The sequence below is a fragment of the Flagellimonas olearia genome (assembly GCF_004150225.1).
GTDB lineage: Bacteria > Bacteroidota > Bacteroidia > Flavobacteriales > Flavobacteriaceae > Flagellimonas > Flagellimonas olearia.
The window spans coordinates 65,139-82,997 of record NZ_ML142916.1; the positions used below are offsets into that span (position 1 = coordinate 65,139).

General features: G+C 43.5%; 19 protein-coding genes. 7 read left to right on the top strand and 12 right to left on the bottom strand.

Annotated elements, in window-relative coordinates; genetic code table 11:
• Positions 1 to 9: 9 nt before the first annotated feature.
• The gene (locus tag DN53_RS17400) at positions 10 to 381 is read right to left on the bottom strand and encodes an RNA-binding S4 domain-containing protein (RefSeq protein WP_129656190.1); all 372 of its coding nucleotides are present in this window, start codon (positions 379 to 381) and stop codon (positions 10 to 12) included.
• A gap of 78 nt (positions 382 to 459) precedes the next feature.
• On the opposite strand from DN53_RS17400, the gene DN53_RS17405 reads away from it, so the two are divergent.
• Positions 460 to 1,401: an FKBP-type peptidyl-prolyl cis-trans isomerase gene (locus tag DN53_RS17405; RefSeq protein ID WP_129656191.1), complete on the top strand. Its 942-nt coding sequence runs from the start codon at positions 460 to 462 to the stop codon at positions 1,399 to 1,401.
• A gap of 70 nt (positions 1,402 to 1,471) precedes the next feature.
• Here the strand turns inward: DN53_RS17405 and DN53_RS17410 are convergent, their stop codons facing one another.
• From DN53_RS17410 to DN53_RS17420, 3 genes are read right to left on the bottom strand one after another with little or no spacing between them, the layout of a single operon-like run.
• Entirely contained in the window at positions 1,472 to 2,083 is a 612-nt protein-coding gene (locus DN53_RS17410; protein ID WP_129656192.1) for an outer membrane beta-barrel protein, read from the bottom strand.
• Between the two features lie 53 nt (positions 2,084 to 2,136).
• A complete protein-coding gene (locus DN53_RS17415) occupies positions 2,137 to 3,090 on the bottom strand; it encodes a transketolase family protein (protein WP_129656193.1) in 954 nt (317 codons plus the stop codon).
• A gap of 18 nt (positions 3,091 to 3,108) precedes the next feature.
• Positions 3,109 to 3,954: a transketolase gene (locus tag DN53_RS17420; RefSeq protein WP_116219436.1), complete on the bottom strand. Its 846-nt coding sequence runs from the start codon at positions 3,952 to 3,954 to the stop codon at positions 3,109 to 3,111.
• 153 nt (positions 3,955 to 4,107) lie between these two features.
• On the opposite strand from DN53_RS17420, the gene tgt reads away from it, so the two are divergent.
• The 5 genes from tgt to DN53_RS17445 all read left to right on the top strand — a co-directional run bounded on the left by tgt (position 4,108) and on the right by DN53_RS17445 (position 10,387).
• Positions 4,108 to 5,238: a tRNA guanosine(34) transglycosylase Tgt gene (gene tgt / locus DN53_RS17425; RefSeq protein ID WP_116219437.1), complete on the top strand. Its 1,131-nt coding sequence runs from the start codon at positions 4,108 to 4,110 to the stop codon at positions 5,236 to 5,238.
• Complete coding sequence (locus tag DN53_RS17430) at positions 5,238 to 6,320, top strand: LptF/LptG family permease (protein ID WP_129656194.1); 1,083 nt, start codon at positions 5,238 to 5,240, stop codon at positions 6,318 to 6,320. Before tgt ends, DN53_RS17430 begins: the two co-directional genes overlap by 1 nt.
• Positions 6,321 to 6,427: 107 nt before the next feature.
• Positions 6,428 to 7,381 carry an acetyl-CoA carboxylase carboxyltransferase subunit alpha gene (locus DN53_RS17435; protein ID WP_129656195.1) on the top strand — a complete coding sequence of 318 codons (954 nt, stop codon included), beginning with the start codon at positions 6,428 to 6,430 and terminating at the stop codon, positions 7,379 to 7,381.
• A 167-nt stretch (positions 7,382 to 7,548) separates the two neighbouring features.
• Complete coding sequence (gene dnaB / locus DN53_RS17440) at positions 7,549 to 9,096, top strand: replicative DNA helicase (RefSeq protein WP_116219440.1); 1,548 nt, start codon at positions 7,549 to 7,551, stop codon at positions 9,094 to 9,096.
• On the top strand, positions 9,080 to 10,387 hold the full coding sequence (locus DN53_RS17445) for an asparagine synthetase B (RefSeq protein WP_129656196.1): 1,308 nt from the start codon (positions 9,080 to 9,082) through the stop codon (positions 10,385 to 10,387). Before dnaB ends, DN53_RS17445 begins: the two co-directional genes overlap by 17 nt.
• Here the strand turns inward: DN53_RS17445 and DN53_RS17450 are convergent.
• The 3 genes from DN53_RS17450 to DN53_RS17460 all read right to left on the bottom strand — a co-directional run bounded on the left by DN53_RS17450 (position 10,384) and on the right by DN53_RS17460 (position 12,759).
• Positions 10,384 to 11,271: a dienelactone hydrolase family protein gene (locus DN53_RS17450; protein WP_129656197.1), complete on the bottom strand. Its 888-nt coding sequence runs from the start codon at positions 11,269 to 11,271 to the stop codon at positions 10,384 to 10,386. The two genes, DN53_RS17445 and DN53_RS17450, sit on opposite strands and share 4 nt — an antisense overlap.
• Before the next feature lie 67 nt (positions 11,272 to 11,338).
• Positions 11,339 to 11,857, bottom strand: a complete 519-nt coding sequence (locus DN53_RS17455) for a YybH family protein (protein ID WP_129656198.1) — start codon at positions 11,855 to 11,857, stop codon at positions 11,339 to 11,341.
• A gap of 110 nt (positions 11,858 to 11,967) precedes the next feature.
• Positions 11,968 to 12,759, bottom strand: a complete 792-nt coding sequence (locus DN53_RS17460) for an HAD family hydrolase (RefSeq protein ID WP_129656199.1) — start codon at positions 12,757 to 12,759, stop codon at positions 11,968 to 11,970.
• A gap of 99 nt (positions 12,760 to 12,858) precedes the next feature.
• Between DN53_RS17460 and DN53_RS17465 the strand changes: the two genes are divergently transcribed.
• Complete coding sequence (locus DN53_RS17465) at positions 12,859 to 13,281, top strand: secondary thiamine-phosphate synthase enzyme YjbQ (RefSeq protein WP_129656200.1); 423 nt, start codon at positions 12,859 to 12,861, stop codon at positions 13,279 to 13,281.
• On the opposite strand, the gene DN53_RS17470 is transcribed toward DN53_RS17465, so the two are convergent.
• The 5 genes from DN53_RS17470 to thrS form a co-directional block, all read right to left on the bottom strand.
• A complete protein-coding gene (locus DN53_RS17470; protein ID WP_129656201.1) occupies positions 13,278 to 13,934 on the bottom strand; it encodes an SGNH/GDSL hydrolase family protein in 657 nt (218 codons plus the stop codon). The two genes, DN53_RS17465 and DN53_RS17470, sit on opposite strands and share 4 nt — an antisense overlap.
• 88 nt (positions 13,935 to 14,022) lie before the next feature.
• Positions 14,023 to 14,367 (bottom strand): 50S ribosomal protein L20, encoded by a 345-nt coding sequence (rplT, locus tag DN53_RS17475; protein ID WP_116219445.1) that lies wholly within the window; start codon positions 14,365 to 14,367, stop codon positions 14,023 to 14,025.
• An 88-nt stretch (positions 14,368 to 14,455) separates the two neighbouring features.
• The gene (rpmI, locus tag DN53_RS17480) at positions 14,456 to 14,653 is read right to left on the bottom strand and encodes a 50S ribosomal protein L35 (RefSeq protein ID WP_073181711.1); all 198 of its coding nucleotides are present in this window, start codon (positions 14,651 to 14,653) and stop codon (positions 14,456 to 14,458) included.
• A 52-nt stretch (positions 14,654 to 14,705) separates the two neighbouring features.
• Positions 14,706 to 15,257 (bottom strand): translation initiation factor IF-3, encoded by a 552-nt coding sequence (gene infC / locus DN53_RS17485; RefSeq protein WP_262707919.1) that lies wholly within the window; start codon positions 15,255 to 15,257, stop codon positions 14,706 to 14,708.
• Between the two features lie 36 nt (positions 15,258 to 15,293).
• On the bottom strand, positions 15,294 to 17,234 hold the full coding sequence (gene thrS / locus DN53_RS17490) for a threonine--tRNA ligase (protein ID WP_129656203.1): 1,941 nt from the start codon (positions 17,232 to 17,234) through the stop codon (positions 15,294 to 15,296).
• Positions 17,235 to 17,859: the final 625 nt, after the last annotated feature.

Consider the following 17,859-nt stretch of genomic DNA (forward strand, 5'->3'; position numbering starts at 1 on the left):
GAAAACAGACTATTCGGACTCATCCAAATACTCATCAATATCCCTTCTGTCCTTTTTGGTAGGGCGTCCCAATCCCTTTTTTCGGTAGTGGGTCTTGGCAAAGTTCAGCAGTTCGTTGTGCTCAAAAGCTTCTTTGGGGGTGGTATCCTTCCGGTAAATGTCCACCAATTTGGCCCCGACCCTGCTTTCAGGGATGTCCAAAACGGTAAGCTGATAGTCTATTTGATTTTTTCGAAGCACAATTTTGTCCATGGGGAATACCTCCCTTGAAGGTTTCACCGTACTGCCATTTACCTTGACCTGGCCTTTTTTGACAGCCGTGGAGGCAACGTTCCGTGTTTTGTAGTATCTAATGCACCAAAGGTACTTGTCTATCCGCATGATCTCTGCAAATCTTTGTTAACGCACTGAGCAAAAATAGCGGAAAATTGTATCTTGCGCAGCTAAATGACACACTTGATGAGATACGGGATTTTGGTTTCTTTATTTTTAACATTTGCTTTTTTCTCATGTAAAAAGGATGATGATGGGGTTGAGACGGTTCCGCCAAGGGACTTGTCGGAAGTAGCCTTGGAGGATGACGATGAGATAAAAGAATATTTACAGACCCATTTCTATAATTATGAAGAGTTTGAAAACCCACCAGCTGGTTTTGACTATAAAGTCAAGGTAGACACCATTGCCGGGGATAATGCAGATAAGACCCCAATTTCAGAATCCCCGCTTTTAAAATCCGCAACCGCGACCGTATCGGCTTCAGAGTTTGGAATTTCTGATGGTGCGGAGGACATTGCACATACCTATTACTATTTGGTGGCTAGGGAAGGTGAGGGGGAACATCCCACTGTGGCCGATTCCACCTATGTGTTATATGAAGGCTATAGATTGGATGGTACTTTGTTTGATAGTGCGATCAGTAGCGGAGTTTGGTTTGATTTGCAAGGGACCATAAGTACTGCCGGGGCCATCAAAGGTTTTCAGTTTGGGTTGACCCACTTTAAATCCGGAGACGGTATCATTGATAACCCTGATGGAACTTTTGAAGTACAGGGGTTCGGTTCGGGAATGATCATCATGCCCTCTGGATTGGCGTATTTTAATAGCGCCCAAGTAGGGGAAAGCTATGCGCCTATCATATTCAATATTAATTTATTGGTGGTGAATACCGCAGATCATGATGGGGATGGTATACCAAGTATTGAAGAAGATAGGAATGGAAACAAGAACTTATTTGATGATGATACGGATGGGGATAATGCCCCCAACTATCTGGATGGTGATGATGATGGCGATGGGGTCTCCACAAGAAGTGAGATAACCGATGAAAATGGAGAAATCATTATCCCTTACCCAGATGCTGATAATGATGGTATCCCAGATTATTTAGACCCCGATAATTAGGAAAAAGAAGATAATAAAATAAAAAGGGCCCGTCATTGACGGGCCCTTTTTTGTGGGTTAAAAACTGCCACTATAATTTTAAGGATAGCGCAAAGATGACCTGTGAAGGTCTTGAGTCTACCCTACCGGATATGTCCGTAATGTTATCACCGATAAACTCAGCCTCATTCTTGGAGAAGCCACGCTCATAGCGTACATCCAAACCAACTTTTCCCAAATTTACCCCTACGCCGGTATTGAGACCAACGGTAAAGTCGTTCTGGACATCCTCCACCTCAAGGTCTCCCAAATCGTTTTTGAGGGTATACTGGAATGCAGGTCCCGCAAAAATGTGCAATGGGCCAATAATTTTGTACCCCAATAATACAGGGAGATCTAATTTGGAGATGTCGTAGTCTTGGGAATCACCATCTACCTCATAGCTGCTTTTGGTCTTGGAATATACCAATTCGGGTCTAAGATAAATCTTTGGAAAATCCAACTTTCCCCAGAAACCTACGTGGTAACCGGTTTTTCCTTCGCCGCCATCAACGATGTCCTGTCCGGAATCACCAACAGAACTGATCAAGTCCCCGTTCTTGTTGTAGCTTAAACCTGCTTTGATACCAAATCCTGAACCGCTTTGGGCAATTGCGGCAGACCCCAATAGGGCCATTACTGCCACTAGAAGTGCTTTTTTCATAAGTATTTCGTTTTAATGGATTGAAGAATATCACACAAAAGTGATACCGAAAATTATTTTCGCTTCAATACCCTTAAAACGGCAGCCTCAATGGCTTTATTGTTCAACCCATATTTCTCCATGAGTTGGTCAGGTGTCCCACTTTCGCCAAAAGTGTCTTGGGTGGCCACAAATTCCTGAGGTGTGGGAAGGTGTGTGCCCAGTACCCTGGAAACACTTTCTCCAAGACCTCCCAAAAAGTTGTGTTCCTCTGCAGTGACTACACATCCGGTTTTCTTGGCCGAAGCCAAAATAGCGGCATCATCCAAAGGTTTAATGGTGTGTATATTGATCACTTCGGCAGAAATACCTTGCTTTTCCAAGCTTTCCGCAGCCAAAAGGGATTCCCAAACCAAATGTCCGGTGGCAATGATGGTCACATCGGTACCTTCATTGAGCATAAGTGCCTTGCCAATTTCAAATTTTTGGTCAACAGGGGTAAAGTTGGCCACTTTGGGTCTTCCAAAACGAAGGTATACGGGACCATCATGCTCGGCAATGGCAATGGTGGCAGCTTTGGTCTGGTTAAAGTCGCATGGGTTGATCACGGTCATGCCCGGCAACATTTTCATAAGACCTATATCTTCCAAAATCTGGTGGGTGGCACCATCCTCACCCAAGGTAAGACCTGCGTGCGATGCACAGATTTTCACATTTTTACCCGAATAGGCTATGGATTGACGAATTTGGTCATACACCCTACCTGTGGCAAAATTGGCAAAAGTGGAGGCAAATGGAATCTTTCCGCCAATGGTCAGACCAGCGGCCATGCCCATCATGTTGGCTTCTGCAATCCCTACTTGAAAGAAACGCTCGGGATTCTCTTCAATAAAGGTTTCAATTTTCAATGAGCCTATCAAATCGGCACAAAGGGCCACTACATTGGGATTGGTTCTTCCCAACTCTGTCATTCCGGCTCCGTATCCGCTACGTGTATCTTGTTTTCCTTGATCTGTATATTTTGTCATCTTGTGAGGTCTTCTGAATTAATAATCACCTAAGGTTTCAGGGTTTTGCGCCAATGCGGTGGCCAATTGCTCATCGTTGGGAGCTTTTCCGTGCCATGCATGGGTATGCATCATAAAGTCTACGCCATTACCCATCTCGGTGGTCATGACAATACATACCGGCTTCCCTTTTCCGGTTCTGGTCTTGGCTTCTTTCAGTCCGGCAATGACTTGTTCCAAATCGTTACCGTTTTCAATCTCCATCACATCCCATCCAAATACTTTGAATTTTTCAGCAACATCGCCCAAGGGCAATACGTCTTCGGTAGACCCATCAATTTGTTGTCCATTTCGGTCCACGGTGGCAATCAGGTTGTCCACTTTGTTGCCAGCGGCATACATAATGGCCTCCCAGTTTTGACCTTCCTGAAGTTCACCGTCTCCATGTAGACTGTATACCAAATGGTCATCGCCATTAAGTTTTTTGGCCAACGCAGCTCCTATGGCAACGGACATCCCTTGTCCCAATGATCCAGAAGCTACACGTACACCGGGCAGCCCCTCATGGGTAGTGGGGTGTCCCTGTAAACGTGAATCCAATAAGCGGAACGTATTCAGTTCGTCGATGGGAAAATAGCCCCGTCGTGCCAATACACTATAAAATACAGGAGAAATATGTCCGTTGGACAAAAAGAAGAGATCTTCCCCAATTCCATCCATATCAAATCCTTCCTTGAGGTCCATAATTTCGTTGTACAGAGCAACAAAAAACTCGGTACAGCCCAAAGAGCCTCCGGGGTGTCCGGAATTTACCTTGTGGACCATTCGTAAAATGTCCCTTCGTACTTGGGTCACTAAATCCTGTAATTCTTGTGTATTTGGCATTAGTATAAATTTAAAGCCCAAAAGTAACCGCATTCAGTGGGCTAAACAAGTGGAAATGGAAGATTTAATCAAAGACTTTGCACACAAACTTTATTTTTTTGTTAAGGAACGGGGAAAATGAGTTGGCTATATTTGCGGTCTTAAACAAATGCATTGAAATTTACCTTAGTACAAAAGGATACCAAAAGTAAGGCCAGGGCCGGGGAAATGACCACGGACCACGGTACCATCCAGACCCCTATTTTTATGCCGGTGGGCACAGTGGCCTCCGTAAAAGGGGTGCACCAACGGGAATTGACGGATGAGATCAATCCCGATATCATTTTGGGAAACACCTATCATCTATACTTGAGACCGGGAACCAGTATCTTGCAACAAGCTGGCGGACTGCACAAATTTATGGGGTGGGAACGCCCTATTCTAACGGATAGTGGGGGGTATCAGGTCTATTCCCTTTCGGATAATCGAAAGATCAAGGAAGAAGGGGTCAAGTTCAAGTCGCATATTGATGGGTCCCACCATGTCTTTACTCCTGAAAATGTGATGGAGATACAGCGGACCATTGGGGCGGATATCATCATGGCCTTTGACGAGTGTACCCCGTACCCCTGCGATTACAATTATGCCAAACGGTCCATGCATATGACCCATAGATGGTTGGACCGTTGTATGGCACATTTGGAAAAGCTTCCGTATACCTATGATTATACCCAGACCTTTTTTCCTATTGTCCAAGGTTCCACCTATAAAGATTTGAGAAAGCAATCCGCAGAGTATATTGCTTCCGTAGGAGCAGAGGGAAATGCCATTGGAGGTCTCTCGGTAGGTGAACCTGCAGAGGAAATGTACGAAATGGCCGAACTGGTTTGTGATATCCTTCCGGAAGACAAACCGCGATATCTCATGGGAGTGGGAACACCTATCAATATTTTGGAAAATATTGCCTTGGGTGTGGATATGTTCGACTGTGTAATGCCTACCCGAAATGCCCGAAATGGCATGTTGTTCACGGCGCACGGTACCATCAACATCAAGAATAAAAAGTGGGAAAATGATTTTTCACCCATAGATGAGATGGGCATTACTTTTGTAGATACCGAATATTCCAAGGCGTATTTACGGCATTTGTTTGCCGCCAACGAATATTTGGGCAAGCAGATAGCCACCATTCATAACCTTGGTTTTTATTTGTGGTTGGTGCGAACCGCAAGAGAACGTATTTTAGCAGGGGATTTTCTGGAGTGGAAAAACCAGATGGTACAACAAATGGATAAAAGATTGTAATGCTCACCATACTTGACAGGTACATCTTAAAGCGTTATTTGGTCACCTTTTTGGGGATGTTGATGCTTTTTGTTCCCATTGGTATCATGGCCAACCTCGCGGAAAAGATCGGGAAGATCATAGACAATGAAGCCCCTTTGTCCGAGGTAATCGTATTCTATGGCAACTTTACCCTGGTGATCGGGAATTTGCTGCTACCTGTGTTTTTGTTCCTCTCCATCATATTTTTTACCTCAAAACTGGCCAGTAATACGGAAATTGTGGCCATTTTGAGCTCAGGGGTGTCCTATGGCCGTTTTTTGAGGCCGTATTTGATTGGCGCCACCTTGGTGGCCATCCTTATATTTATGATGGGAATGTTCATTGTGCCCCATGCCAGTATCGGCTTCAATGAGTTTGAATACAAATATTTTAAAAAGGGTAGGCAAGACCGGGTTACGGACAATATCTACAATCAGCTCAATGAAAACGATTACATCTATGTGAGTAGTTTTGATCCCAACCGTAAAATCGGGTACAACTTTACCTATGAACATTTTGATTCCATCAAACAACTGGACTATAAAATTTCGGCAAGCAATATCAGATGGGTGGAAAACGATAGTCTTTATCGGTTGACCAATTATACCAAGCGCAAATTGCGCGATGGTGTGGAGCTCTTGGAGACCAAAAGGAGGTTGGATACTCTGTTCACCTTTAAGCTGGACGACCTTACCCCGGTTTCCTACGTGGCGGAGACCAAGAACCTATTTGAGCTCAATGACTTTATCGAAGATCAGAAAAGTAAAGGAGCGTCCAACGTAAATGCCTACGTCTTGGTCAAATATAAAAGATGGGCCTTGCCCATTGCGGCCTTTATCCTAACGATAATAGCGGTAGCGGTTTCCTCGGTAAAACGCCGAGGGGGAATGGGACTTAATTTGGCTTTCGGTATTGGAGTGGCCTTTGTCTATATTTTCTTTGACAAGGTTTTTGGAACCTTGGCGGAGCAATCCGGTTTTTCTCCTTTGCTGGCGGTGATCATCCCCAATCTCATTTTTGGGATTTTTGCATTTTATATGCTGATGAAGGCCAAGCGCTAATGAAGGAAATGAATGTATTCGTCTAACGTTAAATGAGTTGGATGATTTCGGCAAGTAATACATAAAGTTTTATATTTGTCCCCACTATTTTTAAGAATCGAACTTCCATGGAGTATTTAGATTTTGAACTTCCTATCAAAGAACTTGAAGACCAACTTCAAAAATGTATGGTGATTGGGGAAGAAAGTGACGTTGATGTAACGGAAACCTGCTCACAGATTGAAAAGAAATTACAAGAGACCCGAAAGGACATCTACAAAAATTTAACCGCATGGCAGCGGGTGCAACTATCCAGACATCCCAATAGGCCCTATACCATGGACTATATCAATGCAATTTGTGGCGATACGTTCTTGGAGCTTCATGGCGATAGAAATGTAAAGGATGACAAGGCCATGGTTGGAGGATTGGGCAAAATAGGTGACCAATCCTATATGTTCATCGGCCAGCAAAAGGGGTATAACACCAAGACCCGACAATACCGAAATTTTGGTATGGCCAACCCGGAAGGGTACCGTAAAGCCTTGCGATTGATGAAATCCGCAGAGAAGTTTGGTATTCCTGTGGTCACTTTTATTGATACTCCCGGTGCCTATCCAGGTTTGGAAGCAGAAGAAAGAGGGCAAGGTGAAGCCATCGCAAGGAATATTCTTGAAATGACACGGCTTCAAGTGCCCATCATCTGTATCATCATCGGGGAAGGAGCATCAGGTGGCGCCTTGGGTATTGGAGTAGGCGACAAGGTATTGATGCTGGAGAACGCTTGGTACTCCGTGATATCTCCTGAAAACTGCTCTTCCATTCTGTGGAGAAGCTGGGAATACAAGGAAAAGGCAGCGGAAGCCCTGAAACTTACCGCTTCGGACAGTAAAAAAATCAAGGTCATTGACGAAATCATCAAGGAACCTCTAGGTGGAGCACATGTCAACAGGGAAAAGACCTTTGAAACGGTCAAGAACAAAATTTCCTCCCATTACGAAGAACTCAAAAAGTTATCACCAAAACAGCTTATAAAAACCCGAATGGACAAATACGCCGAAATGGGGGTTTTCAATGGCTAATTCTTGTTTTTCAAAGGCTAACTTTTTTTATTAGGTTTTTTCCTCCGTTTTTTTTGCGTTATCAACAGGCAACGCGAGTTATTAACATTAACTTTGTTCATTACCTGTGGAAATCGCATTACGTAAAATTAAAGTTAACTTAAGACCAATTAGCTACTTTCGCATTCATGGACAAACCTAGCCCAGTCATCGGTCATAGAGTGGACAAGTCAACTCTCATCAATCTAGAAAAAGGCAAAATACCGCCTCAAGCTGTTGATTTAGAGGAAGTTGTACTTGGAGCTATGATGATTGACAAAAAAGGGGTGGATGAGGTAATCGATATTCTACATCCCGATGTCTTCTATAAGGACGCGCATAGGTTTATCTACGAGGCCATCTTCAAATTATTTGAATCTTCAGAGCCGGTGGATTTATTAACCGTTTCCTCTGAACTCAAGAAGGAAGGGAAGCTGGAAGCTGTTGGAGGGGACTTTTATTTGATAAAACTCACCCAAAAAGTGGCTTCTTCAGCGCATATTGAATTCCATGCAAGGATCATCCTTCAAAAATATATTCAACGGAGTCTTATCAAGATTTCCAGTGAGATCATCGAAAACGCTTACAGTGATTCCACGGACGTTTTTGACCTTTTGGATGATGCGGAGGCCAAATTGTACGAGGTTACCCAGGGCAACCTAAAGCGTTCAGCGGAAACAGCCCAAAACCTGGTCATCCAGGCAAAGAAAAAAATCGAGGAAATCTCGAACAAAGAGGGACTCAGTGGAATCCCTTCCGGATTTGATAAACTGGATAAACTTACCTCGGGTTGGCAGCCCAGTGACCTTATCATTGTGGCCGCACGTCCCGGTATGGGTAAAACGGCCTTGACGCTTTCCATGGCCAGAAATATTGCCGTGAACTCTGGTAATGCCGTGGCCTTCTTTTCCTTGGAAATGTCCTCCGTACAGTTGATCACCCGTTTGATTTCTTCTGAAACCGGACTTTCATCCGAAAAATTGAGGACCGGAAAATTGGAAAAGCACGAATGGGAACAATTGAACGTAAAGGTAAAGGCCTTGGAAAAAGCCCCTTTGTTCATTGACGATACCCCATCGCTTTCCATTTTTGACCTAAGGGCCAAGGCAAGACGATTGGCTTCGCAGCATAAAATAAAACTGATCATCATTGACTATTTGCAGTTGATGACCGCTGGCGGAAGTCAGAAAGGCGGGAATCGGGAACAGGAGATATCCACCATTTCCCGAAACCTAAAAGCATTGGCCAAGGAACTCAACGTGCCCGTTATTGCGCTATCGCAGCTATCAAGGGCGGTAGAGACCCGTGGAGGCAGTAAGCGTCCCATACTTTCCGATTTGAGGGAATCCGGGGCCATTGAGCAGGATGCCGATATTGTATCGTTTATCTATCGACCTGAATACTATAAAATTGATGAGTGGGATGATGAAGAGCGCACCCCCACTCAAGGTCAGGCCGAGTTCATTGTAGCCAAACACCGTAACGGAGGTTTGGAAAATATTAGGTTAAAATTTGTGGGCGCTCTGGGTAAATTTGATAACTTGGATGACTTTGACTCCCCATTCGAATTCCAATCGAAGATGAATGCGGACGAGGAGAATCCCTTTGCAACCCCAAATCTTCCCAGTGCGGATGAAGCTTTTGGGAGCGCAATGAACAGTGATGATGACCCAGATGACAATGACGTCCCATTCTAATAAAACTACTTTTCTGTCATCTCGAGCGCAGTCGAGAGGTGTCTTGCTTCTTTTTTCTCTGCTGTTTTCTCTTTCCTCTTTTGCATCGGTAATTCTCATTCCCATGGATGCAGAGAGCCAAGAAAATCATTTGAAAGCTTACGGAATCACCTATTGGGTACTTTCCAAACAACAGAAGGTGCAATGGCTCTTGAATTATCGTGGAGGTTCTTTTATGATGCCCGATGGTGAGGCCATTCGAAAGGAATGTCAGATTCGCGGCGTCTCCTTCGAGGTACTATCTGATGGGCAAGCAGAACAGATTTTGGATGAAATCAGCAGTCCATCCCAAAACCAAGATGCCGTTATTTTGGAAAAAGCTCCCAAGATAGCAGTGTATTCACCGAAGGAGAACCAACCTTGGGACGATGCGGTGACCATGGTGCTTACTTATGCGGAGATTCCATATGTCACGGTGTATGATGAAGAGGTGTTGGGGGACAAGTTGGTGCTTTACGATTGGTTGCACTTGCACCACGAAGACTTTACGGGCCAATATGGACGGTTTTACGGGGCATACCGAGCTGCTCCTTGGTATATTGAAGGGAAAGAGCAGGCCGAGGCATTGGCGCAACGATTGGGGTATGCAAAAGTATCCGACGAGAAATTGGCGGTTGCACAAAAAATCAGGAATTATGTGATCGGTGGTGGGTTTATGTTTGCCATGTGCTCCGCCACGGATAGTTTTGATATTGCCCTGGCCGCAGAAAATGTGGATATCTGTGAGCCCATGTTCGATGGTGACCCTTCGGATGCCAACTATCAAGGAAAGTTGGATTATGGAAACACCCTGGCGTTTACCAATTTTATCTTGGAGCGCAATCCACTCAGATATGAGTTTTCTTCCATAGATATGACCAATAAGCGAGGCAACGTGCCCAAGGAATCCGATTACTTTTCGTTAATGGAGTTTTCGGCCAAATGGGATCCCGTGCCTACCATGTTGACCCAAAACCACACGTCTTTGGTAAAAGGATTTATGGGACAGACCACCGCCTTTACCAGAAAAGAGATAAAACCTACGGTCATGATTTTAGGAGAGAATAAGATCAATGGGGAGGCCCGTTACATTCACGGAATCAAAGGGAAGGGATTTTTTACATTCTATGGCGGCCATGACCCCGAAGACTACCAACATAGGGTAGGGGACCCCAAGACGGAACTGGAGTTACATCCCACCTCACCGGGCTACCGTTTGATTTTGAACAATGTACTTTTCCCCGCAGCTCGGAAGAAAAAACAAAAAACCTAGGCCAATTTTTCCTTGAAAAACGCAAGGGTGCGTTCCCAGGCCAAATCCGCCGCAGCTTGGTCAAACCGGGGAGTGGTATTATTATGGAACCCGTGGTTCACTTCCGGATAAAAATGGGTTTCGTATGTTTTTCCCAATTCCTTGAGCTTGGCTTCATAAGCTGGCCATCCTTCATTGACCCTTTGGTCCAGTTCGGCATAATGGATGAGTAAGGGAGCATTTATTTTTTCAACATCCGCATCATCGGGCTGTCCACCATAAAAAGGAACTGCAGCGGCCAAGTCGGGAACTTTTACCGCCATCATATTGGAGATCCATCCACCAAAACAAAAACCGACCACTCCTACCTTGCCATTGCAATCTTCATGATTTTTTAGATAGTTGAAAGCAGCGATAAAGTCCTCCAGCATTTCATTGCGGTCCCGTTGACGCTGCAAGGTCCGGCCTTCATCATCATTTCCGGGATATCCGCCCAAAGGGGTAAGGGCATCCGGGGCCAAGGAAATGAACCCCTCCAAAGCGGCCCTTCGGCCTACATCCTCAATATAGGGGTTTAGTCCCCTGTTTTCATGAACGACTACTATGCCTCCCATTTTGCCAGAAACGTTCTTGGGCTTTGAAAGCAATCCGCGGATATCGCCTCCGCCCTTGGGCGAATTATAGGTGATGAATTGGGAATCCAATGAAGGGTCATTGGGTTGTACCACAAGCGTATCCGTGTAATTGGGCATGATAAAACTCAAAAGGGAGGGCAAGGTGATGCCCCCCACCGCATATAGCGATAGTTTTTTCATGAACTCCTTGCGATCTATTTTGTTGTGGGCATAGTCGTCGTAGAGATCAAAAACCTCTTGTTTGATGTCTTCTTTTTTTAAAGCTGCCATGGGATATATGGGTTGATGAATTCCTATGAAGTTACAAATAATATCAAGTCGTAATAACACGTAGGCATCAATCCGTGTTTGGTACGGTGTCTCTGGGTTGCCGCTTAGGCCAAGCTTGACTGATCATGTGGTTGATGATAAGCCATTCCCCGCCCTTGTTTTCATAAACCCTAAGATGATTGATGTGCCGGTCATCCATTTGGGAGCCATCGGGCCATTCTTGATTCTTCCGGATGTTCAATGATCGAGCCGTTGCAATGGAATCACTAAGGAATGTAACTTCGTTTTCACCATAATCGTTCTTGCCGGCCATGACAAAATCCAACCCAAAGATGGTTTCTAAAAGTTGGCGTAATTCTGCTTTGCTTTGCACCCGATCTCCAAAAGCATTGGTCCAATCGGTATCATCGGCATAATATTTCAGGGATAGTTCCAAATCTTTGGTTTCCCAAGCTTTGTCCCAGGCCTCAATACTTTCATTGATCAGCATTTTGGCTTGGTCATGATCGACGGGTGTTTCTGGTTTCTGAGTATTACAGCCAATGAAAAGACCGAGTACTGCAAAGGAGAGTCCTACACATTTCATAAGTTGGATTCTTTATTGGATTGACAATATTGGGGGAAGAAGCATTCCTTTTGTAAGGTGCTGCCAATCATAAAGATAGGTAAAAAATCAATCTGAAAAATGAAAGTGCCTTAGATAAGCTTCTCCAGTATCCGTTCCACACCAAACTCGTTATTGCTTGAAGTCTTGTATTGGGCCACTTTGAGTATATTGGGATGGGCATTGGCCATGGCAAAGCTATAGTTGGAAAGCTGAAGCATTTCCAAGTCGTTGTTATAGTCCCCAAAAACCATGACCTCGTTGGAGGTGACTTGGTGTTGGTCCATGACTTTTTGAAGGGCATAGCCCTTATGGGCATTTTGATGTGAAATATCTACCCAATTGGCTCCGGATACTTTCACTTTCAAGGAATCTTCCAAAGATCGTACGGCAGGATAAATGTGTCTTTCGGAACTTTCAAAATGATAAATGGCAATTTTGAGTATCTCCGTATCCACTTTGGTTTGGTCTTCAACCACCTCAAACTCGGAATAGTATTCCCTGAGCAAGTTCAAAAAGTCATCAGAATCTGGGTTGGCAAAGGCGCCATGTTGACTGCAAAGTACGGGATGCGCATTGCTCAAGGGCTGTACAACATCCAAAATACGGTCCACTTCAGATTTGGTAATGGGCGTGGTAAGCAATACATCACCTTTCTGTTTCACCAAAGCGCCATTTTCTGCAATGACAATGATATCGTCCTTTATGGAATGCAATTTGTCCACCATGCTGTTGTATTGGCGACCACTGGCGGCTACAAAAAGGATATCCTTTTTTCTGAGCTCGTCAAAAATTTCAAAAAAACGGGGGCTCACTTCGTGATTGGAGTTTAACAAAGTGCCATCCATGTCGGTCACCACCATTTTGATCTGCGATAAATCCATTGTCCAGAAATTAAGCTGCAAAGGTATTTGTTATTGGGGGAATGGAAGAATCCCTTTTGGTAAACTTTATATTAATTTAGTACCGCACTTTATATATCCATGGATTTTTACCAAAAAGAATTACAATTACGACCATATACCCGAGGATTCCATTTGATTACCGATACCATTGTGGACGCCATTCCAGAAGTAAAAAAGGTAAGGGTGGGAATGTTACAGGTGTTCATTAAGCATACTTCGGCCAGTTTGACCATCAATGAGAATGCAGACCCCACCGTACGAACCGATTTTGAAAGTCACATGAACCAAATGGTGCCAGAAAATGCACCCTATTATGTGCATACCTATGAAGGTCCGGATGATATGCCGGCACACATCAAAGCTTCACTGATGGGTGTCTCGGTGCAGATTCCCATTACCCAAGGAAAACTGAACTTGGGGATATGGCAAGGCATCTATCTTTGCGAACACCGTGACCATGCTTCGGGAAGAAGGTTGGTGATCACGGCTTTTGGTCGCTAATATCTTTTTTTGACGATTTTTTTGGCCCAGGTCTTATACATTTTCCCAGAAGGATGAAGGCTATCGGATACAATCAAGGAACGATTGAAAGCTGCTTTTTTGGAAAGTTCAGTGATTTCTATAAACTGTACCTGATATTGATTGGCCACATCCTCAATAATGGAATTGTAGGTCTCTAATTCTTGGGCAATCTTTTTTTTATCCTTGAAGCGGGCAAAAGGAGTTACGCTATAATCAGGTATGGAAAGCACAAAAACATTATTGGGATTGTTGTTGGCCAATCGGATGGCTGTTTCCAATAAGGCAGGGAATTCAGCTTTAAAGGTATCAAGGGGCAGGCCTTGATATTGGTTGTTGACCCCAATCAAGAGGGAAACCAAATCATAGGATGGTTGTAAGTCTTCAGAATTGATATGGGTAATAAGGTCGGTGGTGGTCCAACCTACTTTGGCCACTATTTTGGGTGATGCGACCGGGATTTTCTTTTTGTTCAAAAGACTGACCAATTGCGCGGGCCAACCGTTTCGTTGCACCTCACCTGTACCTTCGGTATAACTGTCTCCCAAGGCTAGGAACGTAATGCTGTCATTCTGTGAAAAAATCGGAACGAAACTCAACAGGAAGAGTAGGGTAACTAATATGATTTTGTACATGGCCTCAATGTTTATCGAGACCTTAAAATACAAAAATCCCGCTCCATGGAGCGGGATTTTAATAAGCGGGGTAAGTTTATATTGATTTTTATTTTACTCTATCCACGATGGCTTTGAAAGCATCAGGATGGTTCATGGCCAAATCCGCAAGAACTTTTCTGTTAAGTTCAATTCCGTTGGATTTTACTTTGCCCATGAACTGGGAGTAAGACATTCCGTGCATACGGGCACCAGCGTTGATACGGGTGATCCATAGTGAGCGGAAGTTACGTTTTTTGTTTCTTCTATCGCGGTAAGCATATAGCATTGCTTTTTCTACCGCGTTTTTGGCTACTGTCCAAACGTTTTTACGTCTTCCGAAGTAACCTTTGGCTTGCTTCATCACTTTTTTTCTTCTAGCTCTTGAAGCAACTGAATTTACTGATCTTGGCATAATGATTCATTTTTTTGTAGCAGGCGCCCCATTTGGGAACTTTTTTGGCCTGACTCCATGGTTATTAAATAATGTACCGGTTGAACAATTATTTTAAACGTAATTGTTCTTTGATGCTATTCACATCGGATTCGTGAACCAATGTGGAATGCGTCAACTTAAGCTTACGCTTTTTGGATTTCTTGGTCAAAATGTGACTCTTGAAAGCGTGCTTTCTTTTGATTTTACCAGAACCTGTAAGCTTAAAACGCTTCTTGGCACTGGATTTTGTTTTCATCTTAGGCATTTTCCTAGTATTTAACTCCGCTTATTATATGCTGAACTTAGTTCAGTATTTTTTATTTCTTATTGGTTTTTGGCGCAATGAACATGGTCATACGCTTACCTTCCAATTTCGGCATTTGCTCCACTTTTCCAAGCTCTTCCAGTTCTTGGGCCAGCTTCAGCAATAATATTTCACCTTGGTCCTTATATACTATGGACCGTCCTTTGAAAAAGACATAGGCTTTTAGTTTGGCACCATCCTTCAAGAATTTTTCCGCATGTCGCTTCTTAAAGTCATAATCATGGTCATCTGTCTGTGGGCCAAACCGTATTTCCTTGATGACTACCTTGGTGGCTTTAGCCTTTAGGGCCTTGTCCCGTTTCTTCTGTTCGTAAAGAAACTTTTTGTAGTCTATAATTTTACAAACGGGAGGATTGGCATTGGGGGATATTTCCACCAAATCCAATTCCTGCTCTTTTGCGATATCCCTTGCTTTGGAAATGGGATAAACACCCATTTCAACATTGTCCCCAACCAGCCTTACCTCTGGGGCTTTGATCTTTTCATTGATATTGTGAGGGTTTTTGTTTTCCCTCCTGGGTTGGGGCTTAAATCTTCTTCGTATTGCTATGACGTATACTTTTTAATTAAACTCAATTTTTTAGAACGACTTTAAGGTACTATTTATTTCAGTAGATACCAAGTCGGAAAATGCATCGGTGCTCAAACTTCCCAAATCTTCGCCGCCGTGTTTCCGTACCGATACGGTTCCGGATGCTTCTTCCTGCTCTCCAACAATGAGCATAAACGGGATTTTTTGAAGTTCTGCCTCACGGATTTTTTTCCCTACCGTTTCATTCCTCTTATCAATGAGCGCGCGAATTTCGTGATTTTCCAGTGAATTCAAAACTTTTTCCGCATATTTTTCATGTTTCTCACTGACGGGCAGAACAATAGCTTGGGTTGGAATAAGCCATAATGGGAAATTTCCCCCGGTATGTTCCAGTAGCAAAGCTACAAAACGTTCCATACTTCCAAAAGGGGCCCGGTGGATCATTACCGGCCTGTGCAACTCGTTGTCGCTTCCTTTGTAGGTAAGGTCAAAACGTTTGGGAAGGTTGTAATCTACCTGTATGGTGCCCAATTGCCAGTTTCGACCCAAGGCATCCTTCACCATGAAATCCAACTTGGGGCCATAAAAAGCAGCTTCACCACTTTCAATCACATAGTTCAGTCCTTTTTCTTCTGCCGCATCAATAATGGCTTGTTCGGCTTTTTCCCAATCGCTTACATCACCAATGTATTTTTCAGGATTGTCCAAATCCCTTACGGATACTTGGGCCGTGAAATTATCAAAGCCCAAAGAGTTCAATACATATAAGGATAGGTCGATCACATTTTTGAACTCTTCGTTCAATTGCTCCGTAGTACAAAAAATGTGGGCATCGTCCTGGGTAAAACCTCTTACACGCGTAAGTCCATGGAGTTCTCCGCTTTGCTCATATCTATATACGGTACCAAATTCAGCATAACGCTTGGGTAAATCCTTATAACTAAAAGGGGTGCTATTGTAGATTTCGCAGTGGTGCGGGCAGTTCATGGGTTTCAATAGAAACTCCTCATCCTCCTTTGGTGTATGGATAGGCTGAAAACTATCCTCACCATATTTGGCATAGTGTCCGGAAGTCACATAAAGTTCCTTTTGGCCAATGTGTGGAGTGACCACCATTTCATACCCGGCCTTTTTCTGGGCTTTCTTTAAAAACTGTTCCAATCGTTCACGAAGGGCAGCCCCTTTAGGTAACCATAAGGGCAGACCTTGTCCTACCTTTTTGGAGAAAGTGAACAGTTCCAGTTCCTTGCCCAGTTTTCTATGATCGCGCTTTTTGGCCTCTTCCAATAGCTCCAAATACTCGGTGAGCTCTTTTTGCTTTGGAAAAGAAATACCATATACTCGGGTCAATTGTGGATTGTTTTCATCACCTCTCCAATATGCTCCTGCCACACTCAATATTTTAATGGCCTTGATGATGCCTGTATTGGGGATATGTCCACCGCGACACAAATCGGTAAATGTGCTATGGTCACAGAAAGTTATGGTGCCATCTTCCAAATTTTCAATAAGCTCAACTTTGAACTCATTGTCTTGGTCCTTATAATATTGAAGGGCATCCGCTTTGGAAACACTTCGCATCTTATAATCATGTTTGCCTCGGGCGATTTCCAATGCCTTCTTTTCAATGGTTGGGAAATCCTTTTCAGAAACCGTGTGCTCCCCAAAATCCACATCATAGTAGAATCCGTTTTCAATAGCCGGTCCAATGGTAAGTTTAATTCCTGGGTACAATTCTTCCAAGGCTTGGGCCACAACGTGTGAAGTAGAGTGCCAAAAAGCTTTTTTGCCCTCACTGTCATTCCATGTATATAAAGTAAGGGTGCCATCTTTGGTAAGTGGGGTCACGGTTTCCACAACGGTGTCATTGAATTTGGCCGAAATGACATTCCGGGCCAAACCTTCACTGATACTTTTGGCAACCTCCATAGGTGTGGTGCCTTTTGAAACTTTCTTTACCGCGCCATCGGGCAATGTGATTTCTATCATTCGTCTCCTTATTTTGAGATGGTGCGCAAAGATACTATCTTGAGTTGATGCTACAATGCTTACCTTATATATATGTATTAATTTTCTACGTATGATAAGATGGTTTTGAAGTTTAAAAAAAGTTGTATTTTTATCTGCTTTGTTTTCAATGAGTTGAAAGTTAATGTGTCTGGAAGGCAAAAAAAACCTTGTTTATTTAGGAAACGGTGTTACATTTGCAGCCCGAAAAACAACAAAGGGTTTGTTTTTTAGGCAAGTTCAGAAGCTCATTGATATACTGTTTTGATAAGTCGGAAAGGCTGGGATAATTATTTAAAAAAGCATTGTGTAATCAAAAAAAGCATTTTACATTTGCAGCCCGAAAAACATAAAGGTGTTTCAGGGAAAAGTTCATGTAAAAAGATTGTTTTTGAGGTCAAGAAAATGTTTTGAAATTTTTCTCAAAAAAAGCTTGCCGGTTTAAAAAACAGTTGTACATTTGCACCCGCTTAACCAAAGAGGTGGAGCGGTTGAAGCCGAAAGAAGATTGATTTTAATGAAATTGAGGTTCGGTTTTTTGAATAAAGAAGTTCATATACATATTGTAACGACAGCGTAAAGAGAATTAAGAACCATTTTGATGCGG